The 15,476-nt window shown below is 73.4% G+C and carries 12 protein-coding genes and 1 other RNA gene; 5 read left to right on the forward strand and 8 right to left on the reverse strand.

Going from position 1 to position 15,476, the window contains the following annotated elements; translation table 11 throughout:
* Positions 1–35 precede the first annotated feature (35 nt).
* Together ACH4TL_RS28835 and rnpB are read right to left on the reverse strand one after the other, a co-directional pair.
* Complete coding sequence (locus tag ACH4TL_RS28835; protein WP_398321408.1) at positions 36–2,849, reverse strand: AAA family ATPase; 2,814 nt, start codon at positions 2,847–2,849, stop codon at positions 36–38.
* 213 nt (positions 2,850–3,062) lie between these two features.
* Positions 3,063–3,468, reverse strand: an RNA gene (gene rnpB / locus ACH4TL_RS28840) — RNase P RNA component class A.
* Between the two features lie 165 nt (positions 3,469–3,633).
* Between rnpB and ACH4TL_RS28845 the strand changes: the two genes are divergently transcribed.
* The 3 genes from ACH4TL_RS28845 (at position 3,634) to eda (ending at position 6,956) form a co-directional block, all read left to right on the forward strand.
* Positions 3,634–5,340, forward strand: coding sequence for a glycoside hydrolase family 13 protein (locus tag ACH4TL_RS28845; protein ID WP_398321411.1), 1,707 nt, complete (start codon positions 3,634–3,636; stop codon positions 5,338–5,340).
* A 76-nt stretch (positions 5,341–5,416) separates the two neighbouring features.
* Positions 5,417–6,214, forward strand: a complete 798-nt coding sequence (gene yaaA, locus ACH4TL_RS28850; RefSeq protein WP_398321414.1) for a peroxide stress protein YaaA — start codon at positions 5,417–5,419, stop codon at positions 6,212–6,214.
* Positions 6,215–6,320: 106 nt separating this feature from the next.
* On the forward strand, positions 6,321–6,956 hold the full coding sequence (eda, locus tag ACH4TL_RS28855) for a bifunctional 4-hydroxy-2-oxoglutarate aldolase/2-dehydro-3-deoxy-phosphogluconate aldolase (protein WP_398321417.1): 636 nt from the start codon (positions 6,321–6,323) through the stop codon (positions 6,954–6,956).
* 37 nt (positions 6,957–6,993) lie between these two features.
* Here eda and ACH4TL_RS28860 read toward each other — a convergent pair whose 3' ends face one another.
* The 4 genes from ACH4TL_RS28860 to ACH4TL_RS28875 form a co-directional block, all read right to left on the reverse strand.
* Entirely contained in the window at positions 6,994–8,151 is a 1,158-nt protein-coding gene (locus ACH4TL_RS28860) for a bifunctional RNase H/acid phosphatase (protein ID WP_398321420.1), read from the reverse strand.
* Between the two features lie 5 nt (positions 8,152–8,156).
* On the reverse strand, positions 8,157–8,900 hold the full coding sequence (locus tag ACH4TL_RS28865; RefSeq protein ID WP_398322136.1) for a zinc ribbon domain-containing protein: 744 nt from the start codon (positions 8,898–8,900) through the stop codon (positions 8,157–8,159).
* A 44-nt stretch (positions 8,901–8,944) separates the two neighbouring features.
* The gene (locus tag ACH4TL_RS28870) at positions 8,945–9,820 is read right to left on the reverse strand and encodes a Nif3-like dinuclear metal center hexameric protein (protein WP_398321424.1); all 876 of its coding nucleotides are present in this window, start codon (positions 9,818–9,820) and stop codon (positions 8,945–8,947) included.
* Between the two features lie 88 nt (positions 9,821–9,908).
* On the reverse strand, positions 9,909–10,943 hold the full coding sequence (locus ACH4TL_RS28875) for an ABC transporter substrate-binding protein (RefSeq protein WP_398321427.1): 1,035 nt from the start codon (positions 10,941–10,943) through the stop codon (positions 9,909–9,911).
* A gap of 207 nt (positions 10,944–11,150) precedes the next feature.
* Here ACH4TL_RS28875 and ACH4TL_RS28880 point away from each other — a divergent pair, with 207 nt between their 5' ends.
* Together ACH4TL_RS28880 and ACH4TL_RS28885 are read left to right on the forward strand one after the other, a co-directional pair.
* Positions 11,151–13,067, forward strand: coding sequence for a hypothetical protein (locus tag ACH4TL_RS28880; RefSeq protein ID WP_398321430.1), 1,917 nt, complete (start codon positions 11,151–11,153; stop codon positions 13,065–13,067).
* 109 nt (positions 13,068–13,176) lie between these two features.
* Positions 13,177–13,341 carry a hypothetical protein gene (locus tag ACH4TL_RS28885; RefSeq protein WP_398321432.1) on the forward strand — a complete coding sequence of 55 codons (165 nt, stop codon included), beginning with the start codon at positions 13,177–13,179 and terminating at the stop codon, positions 13,339–13,341.
* Positions 13,342–13,455: 114 nt separating this feature from the next.
* On the opposite strand, the gene ACH4TL_RS28890 is transcribed toward ACH4TL_RS28885, so the two are convergent.
* Together ACH4TL_RS28890 and ACH4TL_RS28895 are read right to left on the reverse strand one after the other, a co-directional pair.
* Entirely contained in the window at positions 13,456–14,406 is a 951-nt protein-coding gene (locus ACH4TL_RS28890) for a 3-oxoacyl-ACP reductase (protein WP_398321435.1), read from the reverse strand.
* Positions 14,391–15,476, reverse strand: a complete 1,086-nt coding sequence (locus tag ACH4TL_RS28895) for a Zn-dependent alcohol dehydrogenase (protein WP_398321438.1) — start codon at positions 15,474–15,476, stop codon at positions 14,391–14,393. Before ACH4TL_RS28895 ends, ACH4TL_RS28890 begins: the two co-directional genes overlap by 16 nt.

The raw sequence follows: 15,476 nt of genomic DNA on the forward strand, positions 1-15,476 counted from the left end.
CACACACCGCCCCGGTCAGCCGTATCAGGCCCGCGTCAGGCCCGTTTGGCGATGTCGGCCCGCAGGCAGTCCGGCAGTCCCCGCCGGCTCTTGATGTCGAGCTTGCGGTAGACCCGGGTGAGGTGCTGCTCCACCGTGCTGGGGGTGATGAAGAACTTCTCCGCGATCTCGCGGTTGGTGTATCCCATCACCGCCAGGGAGGCGATGCGCCGTTCCGAGTTGGTGAGCGAGGCGATCGCCGACGTCAGCTCAGGCTCGGCACGCTCGTCGTAACCCCGCATGTCGGGAAGGAGTTCCTGGCACAGCGGCACCGCCTTGCACATGTTCGCCACATGCCACGCCCGGCGCATGACCATGCGCGAGCGGCGGTGCTTGCCCAGGGTGTGGTGGGCGCGGCCCAGATCGGCGAGGGTCCTGGCCAGTTCGAAGGTGTCACCCGCCGTCTCGACGATGTCGGCGGCCTCGCTGAGCAGCTTGGGGCGCTGACCGGGCGAGCTGAAGGTGGCCAGCAGCCGCAGCGACAGCGCGCGGGTGACGGTGTCGTTGACGCCCGGCAGCGCGAGCTGGTCCTTGACCAGCCGCTTCGCCTGGTCGCGGTTGTTCTGCCGCAGCCACGCCTCCGCCGCGCTGGTGCGCCACGGCACGATGCCGGGCAGGTCCAGACCCCAGCCGCGCATGAGTTCACCGCAGGTGAGGAAGTCGGCGAGGGCGGCGTGGGTGCGGTCGGTGGCGAGGTAGTAGTGGCCCCGCGCCTGGAGATAGTGCAGTCCGTAGCGGCTTTGGAAGAGCGTCACCGGGAAGGACTGGCTGACCAGTTCGGCGGCCTCGTCCAGGTTGCCCATCCTGGTGTGCGCCAGGATCAGACAGCCGAGCGGAAGCCCGACCGCGGTGCCCCAGCCCCGGGCGGACACCAGATCCAGCGCCGTCCTGGCCTGTTCCGCCGCGGTCGGCAGATCCCCCTTGCGGAGCGCGATCTCCGCCTCCACGGCGGCGTAGATGGCCTGCCGGGTCGGCGCGGCGGTGGCATCGCGCCTGCCGTCGGCGTTTTCGCAGCGGGCCGCGGCGGCGCTCAGTTCGCCGCCGTAGACCAGGCTGAGCAGGGCGAGCAGCGTGGACTCCTCCGCCCAGGGGGAGTCGTGGTGCAGATCGGACTGGCCCAGCGCCCGGGTGGTCCGCTCCCGCGTCTCATGGCTGTGCCGGTGGATGAGGCCGCTGGAGAGGACGGCGACCGTACGCAGCCCCGGATCCGCCCCCTTGGCCGTCGGGGCGCTGTGCGGACCGGCCGGTACGGCGCCGCCGTGGAGTCGGCCCGCGAGCGGCGGATACGAACAGGCCAGCCACATCTCCAGGTCCCGCACCTCGTCCGCGACCTCGCCGGACGGCTCGCGCGCGGTGTCCCGTACCAGGCCCAGGAGGTCGCCCGCCTCCTGGGCGCGGTCCAGCCACAGGAGCTGGCGTATGAGGGAGAGGGTGTCCCGGAGGCCGAGCCCGCCTGCCCGCGCCGCGGCCGTCAGCGCGGTGAGGTGGCGGGCGGAGGCGGACGGGTTGAGCTGCCATTCGGCCTGGGCGAGCTTGGCGCGGATCGCCGTACGGGCCTTCTCGTCCGGGCTCGACCGCCGGGCCAGCTCCAGGCAGTCCACCGTCAGGCGCACCTCGCCGTGGAGCGACGCGTGTCCCGCGGCCTCCAGCAACAGGGCGGCCGCCCACGGGTCCCGGACCTCGCCCGCCCGGAGGAGGTGGCGGGCGACGACGATCGGCGGGGCGCCCTGTCCGTGCAGCAGCCGGGCGCACCGGTGGTGCATGCGCGCCCGCTCCGGTGCGGGCAGGTCGTCCAGTACCGTGCGGACGATGCCGGGGTGCCGGAACCGGCCGTCCCGGAGCATCCCGGTCTCGGCCATGACCTGGAGAGCCCGTGCGACGGTCGTGGTGTCGGTGTCCGCGTCGGCATCGGCATCGGCCTTCGTTTCGGCGTCGCCGCCGAGCAGGGTGACGAGATCCTCGGGCCAGACGTCGTCCCCGTGGACCGCCATGGCCCGGGCCACGGACAGCATCACCGGATCGCTGCGGTACAGACAGGCCAGCACGGCCCGGCCGTACGCCCCCTGAGAGCCGTCGCCGCCTCCGGTCTCGTCCTCGATCAGCGCGTGGAGCAACAGCGGATTGCCACCGCTGAGGTCGTGAAAGCGCTCGACGGTGCTTTCGTCCATCTCCTCGGTGTGCTTCCGCTGGAGCACTTCGCGTACGCCCGCGAAGGTGAGCGGCGCCAGCGGGAGGCGGACAGTATGGGGCTGCCGGACGATTTCCGCGTGAAAGGGCGAATGCGCCGTTGTCGGCTCGGGCTGTTCGGCGAGCACAAGGAGCATGCGCGCCGAGCCGAGTCTGCGGACCAGATGCAGCAGACATTGCCGCGAGGCGTCGTCGGCGTGTCCGATGTCGTCGACCGACGCCACGATCGGGATGTCGGCCGATAAGTCGATGAGCGGGCCCAGCAGGTCGTAGTGGATCTGCGCCCGATTGCGGTCCACGGCCTCCCGCGGGGAATGCACGGCCGCGGAGACCATGAGTTCGCGCAGTACCGATGCCGCCCGTTGACGCAGTCCGGACGGCAGGCCGGGGCTGTCGAACAACTGGCTGAGAACGCCGAAGGGCAGATCACGCTCTCCCGGAGAGCACGTGGCCGACAGCGGGACCATGCCGGTCCCCGCCGCACGATCGGCGACCTCACGCAGGATCGCCGTCTTCCCGAAACCGACGGCCCCCTCCAGCAGGACAACCCGGCCCGTCCCCACGGCGCAGTCCCTGAGCCAGCCATCGACCCGCATGAGCTGCTCATTTCGTTCGACCAGCACCCATAACCTCCTGATTCACTCCGGGCTCGATGATATGAATCCAGTAGGGCCAAATTCCCCTAGTTTCGAGTACCAGACAGTGGGCGCCTTCTTGCGTCATCCGGTCCCATCGGTGCATGACGTGAATGGGACATGGCGGGAATTGAGCCCCGGCATGAATGGCCGAAAAGGGGCTCGCACGAGCCGTATCCGGGAAAATACTGCGGAAGGCGGCGGACGAGTCGGCCATATACGCCGGGTTCTGTCTCCCGTGGGCCTTACGGCCCGCGGGGAGGCGGCCATCCATCTAGGGCCGACGTTGCCGCCGGCCTCGTGCGGTCTACCCGCGAACTCGGGCGGGCAGCCCTCGATCGTCCGCGCAGAGCCACCTCGCGATGGCTCCTCTTGACCTTGCTCCGGGTGGGGTTTACCTAGCTGCCCAGGTCACCCTGGGCACTGGTGGTCTCTTACACCACCGTTTCACCCTTACCGGGCGCCTTGCGGCCCCGGCGGTCTGTTTTCTGTGGCACTGTCCCGCGGGTCACCCCGGGTGGGCGTTACCCACCACCCTGCCGTGTGGAGCCCGGACGTTCCTCGGCGGGATCCCGAAGGACCCCGACGCGACCGCCCGGCCGGCTCGTCCGCCGTAGTGACCATGGTACCGGCCCGGGCGGGGCGCGTCGGACGAAGGCGGTCCGGTCCCACTCTCCCTACCCCCGGCTCTCTCGACAGACCGCGGCGCGGCCGGGGACACTGCCTCGACGGCTGGGCCGCGTACCGCACACCCCACCACCGCGAGGACACCGTGAGCGACGACCCCGTGAACAGCGACCCCGTGAACGGCGACTGGTGGCGGCAGGCCGTCGTCTACCAGGTCTATCCCCGCAGCTTCGCCGACTCCGACGGCGACGGCATCGGCGATCTGCCCGGGTTGACCGATCGGCTGCCGTACCTCGCCGGGCTCGGCGTGGACGCCGTCTGGCTGAGCCCCTTCTATCCGTCCGCGCTCGCCGACGGCGGCTACGACGTGGCCGACTACCGCGACGTCGATCCGCGGCTCGGCACCCTCGACGACTTCGACCGGCTGGTCGCGGAGGCGGACCGGCTCGGCCTCAAGGTGATGGTGGACATCGTCCCCAACCACACATCCGACGGCCACGCGTGGTTCCAGGAGGCCCTGCGCGCGGGCCCCGGCGATCCGGCCCGCGAGCGGTACGTCTTCCGCGAGGGGCGGGGTCCCGGCGGCGGGCTGCCGCCCACCGACTGGATCTCGTGCTTCGGCGGGCCCGCGTGGACCCGGGCCGCCGACGGGCAGTGGTATCTGCACCTCTTCGCCCCCGAACAGCCCGACCTCAACTGGGACCACCCCGAGGTGCGCGCCGACTTCCTCACCACACTGCGCTTCTGGTCCGACCGGGGCGTGGCCGGGTTCCGGGTGGACGTGGCGCACGGGCTGGCCAAGGACCTGGCCGAGCCGCTGCGCGACATCGGCGAGGTGCCCGGCTACGAACCGGAGGACCTGCCGGAGGACGGCAGCCATCCGCTGTGGGACCGCGACGAAGTGCACGGCATCTTCCGCGAGTGGCGCGGGGTGTTCGACGAGTACGACCCGCCGCGGAGCGCGGTCGCCGAGGCGTGGGTACGCGACTCCCGCCGGGTGTCCTACGCCCGCGCGGACGAGTTGGGCCAGGCGTTCAACTTCGACTTCCTGCTCGCCCCGCTCAACGCCCCCGCCCTCCACTCCGTCATCGACGGCGCGCTGTCCACCGCCCGGGAGGCGGGCGCCACGGCCACCTGGGTGCTCTCCAACCACGATGTGATCCGGCACCGCAGCCGGTTCGCCCTGCCGGACGACCTGACGGGCGCGGGCCGGGACGCCTGGCTGCTGGCCGACGGCCGCGAGCCACGCGCCGACCTCGCGCTCGGGCTGCGGCGGGCCCGCGCCGCGACGCTGCTGATGCTGGCGCTGCCCGGTTCGTCGTATCTCTACCAGGGCGAGGAACTGGGACTTCCGGAGGTCGCCGACCTGCCCGCGGACGTGCTCCAGGACCCGACGTGGGAGCGCAGCGGCCACCGCGCCAAGGGCCGCGACGGCTGCCGGGTGCCGCTGCCGTGGACGCGCACCGGCCCGTCGTACGGCTTCGGCCCACGCGGCGGCGCCGCCGCGTGGCTGCCGCAGCCGGAGTCGTTCGGGGAGCTGTCGGTCGAGGCGCAGGACGGGCGGGCCGGTTCGACGCTGGAGCTGTACCGGGAGGCGCTGCGGCTGCGCCGGGAGCGCTTGCGGGCCGGGGCGGACGAGACGGTGGAGTGGCGGGGCTCGGTCGCCGAGCTGAGCGCCGGGCTGCTGCACTTCCGCCGCGCGGGCGGCTGGCACAGCGTCACCAACCTGTCGGCGGCGGCCGTACCGCTGCCCGCCGTGGGCGAGGTGGTGCTGAGCAGCGGGCCCCCGGTCGACGACGCGGCCGGACTGCCGCCGTACACCACGGTGTGGCTGCGGGAGGCGGGCGCATAGGCCGTAGGCTGCGGGCCGGGGCGGCGCCGCCGGTGCCGCCCCGCAGCCGTACCGCCGAAGCTTTCGAGGAGAGAACGTGCTCGTCCTGCTGCCGCCGTCCGAGGGAAAGGCCACGGGAGGCTCCCGATCCCCGCTGGACCTGGGATCGCTGTCGCTGCCGGGCCTCGGCGAGGCCCGGGCCCGGGTCCTGGACGAGCTGGTCACGCTGTGCTCGGGCGACGAGGCGAAGGCGGCCGAGGTGCTGGGGCTCAGCGCGGGGCTGCGCGGCGAGGTCGCCAAGAACGCGGCGCTCCGGTCGGCCGGGACGCGGCCCGCCGGGGAGATCTACACCGGTGTGCTGTACGACGCGCTCGGCCTCGCCACCCTCCCGACCGCCGCCCGGCGCCGCGCCGAACGCTCGCTGCTGGTCTTCTCGGGCCTGTGGGGCGCCGTACGCATCGGCGACCGCATCCCGTCGTACCGCTGCTCGATGGGCGTCAAGCTGCCGGGCCTCGGCGCGCTCGGGGCGTTCTGGCGTACGCCCATGGCCACCGTCCTCCCGGAGGCAGCCGCGAACGGCCTGGTCCTGGACCTGCGGTCGTCGGCGTACACGACGGCGTGGAAGCCGAAGGGGGAGGTCGCGGAGCGCACGGCCACGGTGCGGGTGCTCCAGTCGAAGATCGTGGACGGGGTGGAGAAGCGGTCCGTGGTGAGCCACTTCAACAAGGCGACCAAGGGCCGCATGGTGCGCGACCTGCTGACGTCCGGCGCCGAGCCGAGCGGCCCGGCTGAGCTGGTGGAGGCGCTGCGGGGCTTCGGGTACGTGGTGGAGGCGACGGCTCCGGAGCGGGCGGGGCGGCCGTGGGCGCTGGATGTGGTGGTGACGGAGCTGTAGCCCTCGTCGGTTGGACGTTCGAGGGCGCGGCACGCCCGCAGCATGCATCATTGCACCCTCCGCAACGGTCGTTGCGGGTCATGCCACCCGACCGCAGAATGGTCCCGTGACAGACGACAACGCGCCCTCCCGCTCCCTCCTCGACCTCGCCCCCGTCATCCCCGTCGTCGTCATCGACGACGCGGCCGAGGCGGTGCCGATGGCCCGCGCCCTGGTCGCGGGCGGCCTTCCGGCGATCGAGGTCACCTTCCGGACCCCGGCCGCCGCCGATGCCATCCGGGCCATCGCGGCGGAGGTGCCCGAGGCGGTCGTCGGCGCGGGGACGGTGCTGAACCCCGGGCATGTGGACACCGCCGTCGCGGCCGGGGCGCGGTTCCTGGTCAGCCCGGGCTGGACGGACCGGCTGCTGGGGGCCATGCGGGACTCGGGGATTCCGTCGCTGCCGGGCGTGTCGACCACCTCGGAGGTCGTGGCGCTGCTGGAGCGCGGGGTGACCGAGATGAAGTTCTTCCCGGCGGAGGCGGCCGGCGGGACGGCCTACCTCAAGTCCCTCGCGTCCCCGCTCCCGGACGCCCGCTTCTGCCCCACCGGCGGCGTCGACGCCGCCCGCGCCCCCGGCTACCTCTCGCTCCCCAACGTCGGCTGCGTGGGCGGCACCTGGATGCTTCCGGCGGACGCGGTGGCGGCGGGCGACTGGGCGCGCGTGGAGTCCCTGGCCCGGGAGGCGGCGGCCCTGCGGTAGACACCGCCGCAGGCCGGTAGCCACCCCCGCAGGCCGCCTACCGCAGGTGGGACGTGTCGTTCAGGAGGCGGACGGAGGCGTTGCCGTCCGCGTAGTAGGCCACCGCCGACAGCGAGGCGGCCGAGAGTTCCATGCGGAACAGGGACTCCGGCGGGGCGCCGAGGGCCAGGCGGGTCAGGGTCTTGATCGGCGTGACGTGGGTGACGAGCAGCACCGTGCGGCCCGCGTAGCGGGCGATCAGCTTGTCGCGGGAGACGGCGACGCGCCGGGCGACCGTGGCGAAGGACTCGCCGCCGCCCGTGGGGGCGGCCTTGGCGGAGCCGAGCCAGGTGTCGAGGTCGTCCGGGTAGCGCTCGCGCACCTCGGCGAAGGTCAGGCCCTCCCAGGCCCCGAAGTCCGTTTCGCGCAGCCCCTCGTCGACGCGGACGTCGAGGCCGAGGCGGGCGGCCACCGTGCCGGCGGTCTCGCGGCAGCGCTTCAGGGGCGAGCTGACGACGGTCTGGATGGTGCCGCGCGCGGCGAGTGAAGCGGCGACCAGTTCGGCCTGGCGGTGGCCGATGTCCGAGAGGCCGGGGTCGGTGCCGCCGCTGCCGGAGAAGCGCTTCTCCGGGGTGAGCGGCGTCTCGCCGTGCCGCAGCAGGACGAACGTGGTCGGCGCGCCGAGGTCGGCGGAGCCCCAGCCCACGGCCGGGGCGGCGGGGGCGGCCACGACGGGAGAGTCGGCAGGCTCGGCCGTCGAGAGGGAACCGCCCAGCGGCTCCTTGGGCTGCCACTGCTCGCCCCGCTTGCCCGCGTCCATGGCCTCGTTGGCGAGCCGGTCAGCGTGCTTGTTCTTCTCGCGCGGAATCCAGCCGTACGTCACCTGGCCGGGCGGCACGAGCCCCTTGGCCTCGGCGGCGAGCGGCCGCATGTCCGGGTGCTTGATCTTCCAGCGCCCTGACATCTGCTCGATGACCAGCTTGGAGTCCATCCGGACCTGGACCTCCGCCTCCGGGTCGAGGCCGTGGGCGGCCCGCAGTCCGGCGATCAGGCCCTTGTACTCGGCGACGTTGTTGGTCGCGGTGCCGATGTACTCGGCGACCTCGGCGAGCGGTTCGCCGGTCACCGCGTCGAGGACGACGGCGCCGTAACCGGCGGGCCCCGGGTTGCCCCGGGAGCCGCCGTCGGCCTCGACGATGAAGCGACGCCGTGCCATTGGTCCTACAGCCCCGACTCGGGCGTACGCACCAGGATGCGGCGGCAGTTCTCGCACCGCACGACGGTGTCTGCGGCGGCCGACCGGACCTCGTTCAGCTCGGTGATGGCCAGCTCCTGGCGGCAGCCGTCGCAGCGCCGCTGGTAGAGCCGGGCCGCGCCGACGCCGCCCTGCTGCTCGCGCAGCTTGTCGTAGAGCTTGAGCAGATCGGCGGGGATGGTCCCGGCGATGACCTCGCGCTCCTTGGTGACGGTCGCGACCTCGGCGTCGATCTCCTCCGCCGCCGTGTCGCGCCGCGCCGTGGCGTCGGTGATCTTGGCCGCGAGGGACTCCACCCGCCCGGCCAGCTCGGTGGCGCGCTCCTGGGCGGCCTCGCGGCGCTCCATGACCTCCAGGACGACGTCCTCCAGGTCGCTCTGGCGCCGGGCGAGCGAGGCGATCTCGTGCTGGAGGTTCTCCAGGTCCTTGGGCGAGGTGACGACCCCGGAGTCGAGGCGCTTCTGGTCGCGGGCGGCGCGCTGGCGCACCTGGTCCACGTCCTGCTCCGCCTTCGTCTGCTCGCGGGCGGTGTCGCTCTCCTCGGTCTGGGACGCGACGAGGAGGTCACGCAGCTGGGTGTGGTCGGCGTTCAGGGTGTCGAGCTCGGCGTGCTCGGGCAGCGTCCGGCGCTTGTGCGCGAGCTGCGAGAGCCGTACGTCGAGGCCCTGGACGTCGAGCAGGCGGATCTGGTCTGCGGGCGCGGCGTTCAGCGGGGGGCTCCAGAGGTGGTCGTAGGGGACGGAAGTGGCGGGGCCTAGACCTGCGAGGCCGAGGCGGGGTCGGGCACGAAGGCCCGGAACGGGGCGGCGGCCGCGGCGTGGGCCGTCCACGGGTCGGTGACCTTACGGGACACATGGGTGCGCAGGTCCCAGCCGTGCCGGTCGGAGATCTGGTCGAGCTGCGCCGCGGCCTGCTCGGTCCACGGCCATTCGGTGGCCCAGTGGGCCGCGTCCACCAGCGCGAGGTCGCTGTGTTCGCGCGCCTCGGAGGCCGGGTGGTGGCGCAGGTCGGCGGTGAGGTACGCGTCGACCCCGGCCGCGCGCGCCTCCGCGAACAGGCCGTCCCCGGAGCCGCCGCAGACGGCGACGGTACGGATCGTACGGTCCGGGTCGCCCGAGGCGCGGATGCCCTGCGCGGTGGCGGGCAGCCGGGCGGCGGCGCGCTCGGTGAACTCGCCCAGCGTCTCGGGGCGGTCGAGTTCGCAGATCCGGCCGAGGCCGCGGCGCCCGGCGGGGTCGGTCGCGTCCGGGACGAGCGGGCGGACGGTCCGCAGGCCGAGCGCACCGGCGAGGGCGTCGGAGACGCCGGGGTCGGCGCGGTCGGCGTTGGTGTGCGCGACGTGCAGCGCGACATCGTTCTTGATCAGGGTGTGCACCACCCGCCCCTTGAAGGTGGAGGCGGCGACCGTGGTCGTGCCCCGCAGGTAGAGCGGATGGTGGGTGATCAGCAGATCGGCGCCGAGCGCCACCGCCTCGTCGGCGACCTCCTGCACGGGGTCGACGGCGAACAGCACGCGGCTGACCTGGGCATCGGGGTCCCCGCAGACCGTCCCCACGGCGTCCCACTGCTCCGCCCGCTCGGGCGGCCAGAGGGCGTCGAGGGCGGCGAGGACATCGGTGAGAGCGGGCACGGGGGCAAGGCTACCTCCCGGATCACCGGGAAGCCTTGCCCCCGCCTTCACGCAGCGCGACGGCCCGACGGGTGGTCCTGAGGAGGGATCAGCGGACCAGGTAGCCGCGGAGGTCGTCCAGCACCCGGTCGGCGGCGGTGACGCCGAGGCCCAGGTACCAGGTCTCGTCCTTGACGTTCCTGGCGTGGCCCGCCTTGACCGCCTTCAGCTTCTTCCACAGCGGGTTGGACTCCGCCTGGTCCCGCTTGGTGGCCTTGGGGTCGCCGTAGACCCCGGTGAAGATCCAGTCGGCGTCGGCCTCCTTGATCCGCTCCGGGCCGATCTCCGTGGCCAGGTCGTTCACCTGCTGGTTCTTGGGCCGGGGCAGTCCGACGTCCTGGAGGATCGTGCCGATGAAGGACGCCTTGGCGTAGAGCCGGGTGAACTCCGGCATGAAGCGCAGCATGGTGACGGTCGGCTTCTCCGGGCCGATGTCCTCGCCCAGCCGCTTCGCCTTCTTCTCGTACGCGTCGAGCTTGCGCTCGGCCTCGGCGGTGCGGTCCAGTGCGGCCGCGTTGAGGCGGTAGTTCTCCTTCCAGGTGAAGCCGGGGCGGATGGAGAAGACGGTCGGGGCGATCTGCTTCAGCTCGTCGTACAGCGGCTCGGCGCGCAGCTTGCTGCCGAGGATCAGGTCGGGGTGGAGGGCGTTGATGGCCTCGAGGTTGAGGTTGTTGATGGTGCCGACGTTCTTCGGGTTCCCGGCCTCCTTCTCGAGGTAGCCGGGGATCGCCTGGTCGCCCTCGGAGGGTGCGTAGCCGACCGGCTTGATGCCGAGCGAGACGACGTTGTCCAGCTCGCCGACGTCGAGCACCACGACCCGCTTCGGCTTGCTCTTGATCTCCGTCTTCCCCATGGCCTGGGTGACGGTGCGCGGGAACTGGCCGGGCTTCGCTTCGGTGCCCAGCTTCGCGGTCTGCTCGGCGGCCTCGCCGAAGTCCTTGCCGCCCTGCGCGACGGACTTGCCCCCGCCGCCGTTGCCCTTGGCGCCGTCCTCGCCGCCGTCGGACGCGCCGCAGGCGGCGAGGGTGAGGGCCCCGGCCAGGGCGAGGGCGAGGGCGGCGGGGCCGCGGCGGCGTATGGGCATGGCGCGCTCCAGGGAGTGTCAGATGAGGCTGAGGCACTTAGGCGTGCCTTACTTTAATCGCACCGACGAGCGGACCCTTACAGCACATTCATCCGCGACCTCTCAGGCGAATCGGTCAACAGCCACACGTAAGGGTGGAGTCGACCCCTTATGGGCTGCCGGGAGGCGGTACGAAACCTACGTTCTGTGGCCGGAGGTGACTGAACGATGACCGCCTGTGCCTTCGATGCCACCCTCACCACGGGAGTCAGCACCCGGCCACGAGAAAGGTCCACGGATTTCACCATCACGCCGGACCGTTCGTACGGTGCGCGGCTCGCGCTGAGCGGCGACACCGGCTGCTGGTTCCCCGAGCGCTGGACGCTGGACGGGCCCGAGCCGTACGCCGTGCCGCTGCCGGGCACCCAGCCCGAGGAGCCGGACAGCGACGTGCTGCCGCTGTCCGACGGGCAGGTGCTGATCCACCGCCGGGTGGCCGGGCACCACGCCTTCTCGCTGCTCTACCCCACCGGCCCGGGCACGGGCGAGCGGGTGCTCGGCGGCATCGACCGCGCCGACGTCTCGCTGCTACCGCCCGCGCCCGGCGGCACCTGCGCGTACGCCCTGGGGCGCGGCCCGCGCTCCACCTCCGTGTGGCTGATCCACGGCGGCGCCCGCGGGCTCCAGCACCTGGCCGAGGTGCCGGGGCGCTGCACGGGCGGCGCCTGGCTGGACCGCATGGGGCGGCTGCTCGCCCTCGACCGCGAGCTGGACGGCCGTACGAAGACCGTCGTCGTCGACCTCGGGCGCGGCGGCGAGACCAGCCCGCTGCTCCAGATCACCGAGCGCAGCAACGACCGGCTGCTGCTCGCCGACCCCGACAGCGGTCTGCTGCTCGTACGGTCCGACGCGCCCGGTGACGAGCGGCTGGGCTGGGGCGTCCTGGGCAGCACCCTCCCGGTCCGCTTCCCGGACTGCCTCCGCCCGCCCGCGCACGCGACGGCCACCCCCTTCGCGATCCAGCCGGGGCAGATCCTCACGCCGGAGGCGTGCGCGGTGGCGTTCCGCATCGACACGGCGGCGGGCGGGCGCCCGTGGGTGGGCGTATGGCGGCCGTCCGAGCGGCGGTTGCGCCAGTTCTCGGCCCCGGAGGGCTGGCTGGCAGGGTCCGGCCTGTGGAGCCGCGACGCCGAGCTGTGGCTGCCGTACGCGACGCGGCAGGTGCCGTGCGGGCTGGCGGCGGCGTGGCTGCCGGAAGCGGCGCCCCCGCGGCCGCCCGCCGGTTCCCCCGCGCCGCCGCGGGTGATCCGCCGCGCCCCACGCCACCCGGCCCGCCCGTCCCGCCCGGCGGATGCGGCCGCGATCACCCCGTGGCGTCAGGTGCACGGCGCCGGGGAGGGCGAGGGCCCGGAGGCGATCACGCCCGCCCGCCCGCGCGCGGGCACGAGCTTGGGCATGCCCCCGGATACGGGCTCCCGCGCGGACGCCGGCGCGGGAGCAGGTGTGAACTTGGGCAAGGCCCCGGGTGCGCGCCCGGGCACGGCCCCCGGCACGGGCGAAGGCATGAGCGTGGGTGCCGCCCCGGGCGCGGGCGCGCGCGCAGGCGCGCGCTTGGGCACCGACGGGGGTGCGGCCCTGGGACGGGGCGCGGGTGCCGGCGTGAGCTTGGGCAAGGACCCGCGGGTCAGCCTGGCCACGGGCGCGAGGGGGCGCCACGTGGAGACAGGCAGAGCCCCGGACGCGGGCCCGGACGGGAGCCTGAGCGTGCGCCTGGGCGTGGGCACCGACCCGGGTGCGGACCTGGGCGGAGGCATGCGCCTGGGTGCGGGCCCGGGCGGAGGGACGGACCCGGGGACGGGCTTGAGCGTGGGCGTGCGCTTGGCAGGCCCCGGCGCGGGGGCGAGACCAGGCATGGGCGCGGGCACGGGCATGAGCGCGGGCTCGGGCACGGGTGCGGGGCGGGGGGAGAGCGGGGTTGAGCCTTGGGTGGGGACCGGGTCGTGGCCCGGGGTCGAGCAGGAGACCGGGCAGGAGTCCGGGCTGACCGTGGTCGCGCCACGGCCCGTACCGCTCCAGCAGGCGCCTCTCGCCAGGTCAGCGGAGCCCCGCCCACCCCGCTGGGTACGGGATCACCGCCCTGGTTAGACTCGGTCGCTGGGGCTGCGCCGCCGGTTTCGGGGGGCGCGTATCGACGTTGTGGCGGGCCCCTCGCGCAGAGTACGGAGCGAGCGAACTTACCGGGGTGACTTCCCACATGTCCGAAGCCCGAACCGACATGACCCAGGCACGCCCGCAGGAGGCGGCCGAGGCCGATGCCGCCGCAGGCGCGGGCAAGCACCGGGGTCAGCAGGCCGCGTCCGAGGAGCCGCAGGCTCCGGTGCACGGCCGCCACCGCCGCCCGAGCGAGAACGCCTCGTAAGGCGGTCGGGAACACGCACCATCCCACCCCTCCCTTTCCCGCAGCACCGGCTCAAGGCTGCGAGGAAGGGAGGGGTGGGTCGTGCAGCCCCGGGGCGTTCCGCCCCCGCCCCGTTCAGCCCCGCTTCAGGCTCAGTACCTCCAGCGCCGCGAACCCCTCCCCGCGCCGCTCGTCGAAGTACGGCGTGAGCAGACCGTCCAGCTCCTCGAAGCCGAAGACGTCCCCCGCCGCGTCCAGCTTCGCGGCCACCCGTGGCCGTTCCACGATCGCCACCATGCCCCCGTGGGCCACGAACACCTGGCCGTTCACCGCCGTCGCCTGCGGAGAGGCGAGGTAGCCGACGAGCGGGGCCACGTGCTCGGGGGACAGGGGGTCGAGGTGGTCTTCCGCGAGGTCGACGTCCGGGAAGACGTCCTCGGTCATCCGGGTGCGGGCCCGTGGGCAGATGGCGTTCGCCGTCACGCCGTACTTGGCGAGCGCGCCCGCTGTGGAGAGGGTCAGGCCGACGATGCCGCCCTTCGCGGCCGCGTAGTTCGGCTGGCCGGGCGATCCGGCGAGGAACGCCTCGGACGAGGTGTTCACGATGCGGCCGTGGACCGGCCCGCCCCCCGCCGCCTTGGAACGCTCGCGCCAGTGGGCGGCGGCGAAGCGGGTGGTGTTGAAGTGGCCCTTGAGGTGGACGCGGATGACCGCGTCCCATTCGTCCTCGGACATCGAGAAGACCATCCGGTCGCGGAGGATGCCCGCGTTGTTGACCAGGATGTCCAGCGCGCCGTACGTGTCGACCGCGAGCCGCACCAGTCCGCGCGCCGTCTCGAAGTCGGCCACGTCGCCGCCATGGGCCGTGGCCCGGCCGCCCGCCGCGCGGATCTCCTCGGCCACCTCCTCGGCGGGGCCGGAGGACGCCTCGCCCGAGCCGTCGCGACCGCCCTGCCCGTAGTCATTGACGACGACCGCGGCGCCCAGTCGGCCCAGCTCCAGCGCCTCGGCACGGCCGAGCCCCCGCCCCGCGCCGGTGACGATGGCGGTCTTCCCGGCCAGCGGACGCGTCAGATCTCGATGCATGTGCGCAGCGCCTCCCCCGTCCGCATCTGGCCGAGCGCGTCGTTGATCTCGCCGAGCCGCACCCGGTGGGTGATGAGTCCGGCGAGGTCGATGCGGCCCGCGCGCCACAGCGCGATGGTCCGTTCGTACGAGCGCAGCACATCGCCCCCGCCGTACAGGGACGGCAGGATCCGCTTCTCGTCGAAGAACAGCTCGAACATGCTGAGTTGGAGGAAGTCGTCCACCGCGCCCGCTCCGACGACGCACAGCGTGCCGCCGCGCCGCGTGGTCTCGTACGCGCGGCGCGCGGTGGCGGATTTGCCGACGACCTCGAAGACGTAGTCGAAGCCCTCGCCCGCCGTAACGCTGTTCTTGGCGTCGTCCAGCCCCTCCGGGGCGACCGCCTCGGTGGCGCCGAAGCGCAGCGCCGCCTCGCGCCGCGAGGTGACGGGGTCGACGGCGACGATATGGGCAGCGCCCGCCGCCCGGGCGCCCTGCACCACGCTGATGCCCACGCCTCCGCAGCCGATGACCGCGACCGACGAACCGGCCTCCACCCGGGCCGTGTTGAGGGCGGCGCCGAGCCCGGTGGTCACGCCGCAGCCGATGAGGGCGGCGATGTCGTACGGGACGTCGTCGGGGATCGGCACGGCGCAGGACGCCGGAAGGACGACCTCCTCGGCGAAGGTGCCGGTCCCGGCCATGCCGAAGACCTGGTCGGCGCCGTCGCCCGCGCGCTTGAAGTTGGCCGTTCCGGCGTTCATGAACCCGGACAGGCACAGCTGGGTCTGGCCGCGCTTGCAGGACGGACAGCCGCCGCACGCGGGCAGCCAGCACACCAGCACCCGGTCGCCGGGACTCAGCCCGGTCACCCCGTCGCCGACCTCCATGACCTCGCCCGCGCCCTCGTGGCCGGGCACGAAGGGCACGGGCTGCGGCAGGACGCCGCTCATCGCGGAGAGGTCGGAGTGGCACAGCCCGGTGGCCCGGATGCGCAACCGGACCTTGCCGGGGCCAAAGCCCACCGCCTCGATGCCGTCGAGTACTTCGAGCTTGTCCTGTCCCGTCTCGTGCAGTACGGCTGCGCGCAC

The sequence above is a fragment of the Streptomyces sp. NPDC021115 genome, assembly GCF_044333065.1.
Classification (GTDB): domain Bacteria; phylum Actinomycetota; class Actinomycetes; order Streptomycetales; family Streptomycetaceae; genus Streptomyces.

Excerpts from the sequence above, each read along its gene's own strand:
- ACH4TL_RS28860 (WP_398321420.1), bottom strand. The coding sequence starts at position 8,151 with ATGGCACGGCGTCGCTTCATCGTCGAGGCCGACGGCGGCTCCCGGGGC.
- ACH4TL_RS28875 (WP_398321427.1), bottom strand. The coding sequence starts at position 10,943 with ATGCCCATACGCCGCCGCGGCCCCGCCGCCCTCGCCCTCGCCCTGGCC.
- ACH4TL_RS28880 (WP_398321430.1), top strand. The coding sequence starts at position 11,151 with ATGACCGCCTGTGCCTTCGATGCCACCCTCACCACGGGAGTCAGCACC.
- ACH4TL_RS28885 (WP_398321432.1), top strand. The coding sequence starts at position 13,177 with ATGTCCGAAGCCCGAACCGACATGACCCAGGCACGCCCGCAGGAGGCG.
- ACH4TL_RS28890 (WP_398321435.1), bottom strand. The coding sequence starts at position 14,406 with ATGCATCGAGATCTGACGCGTCCGCTGGCCGGGAAGACCGCCATCGTC.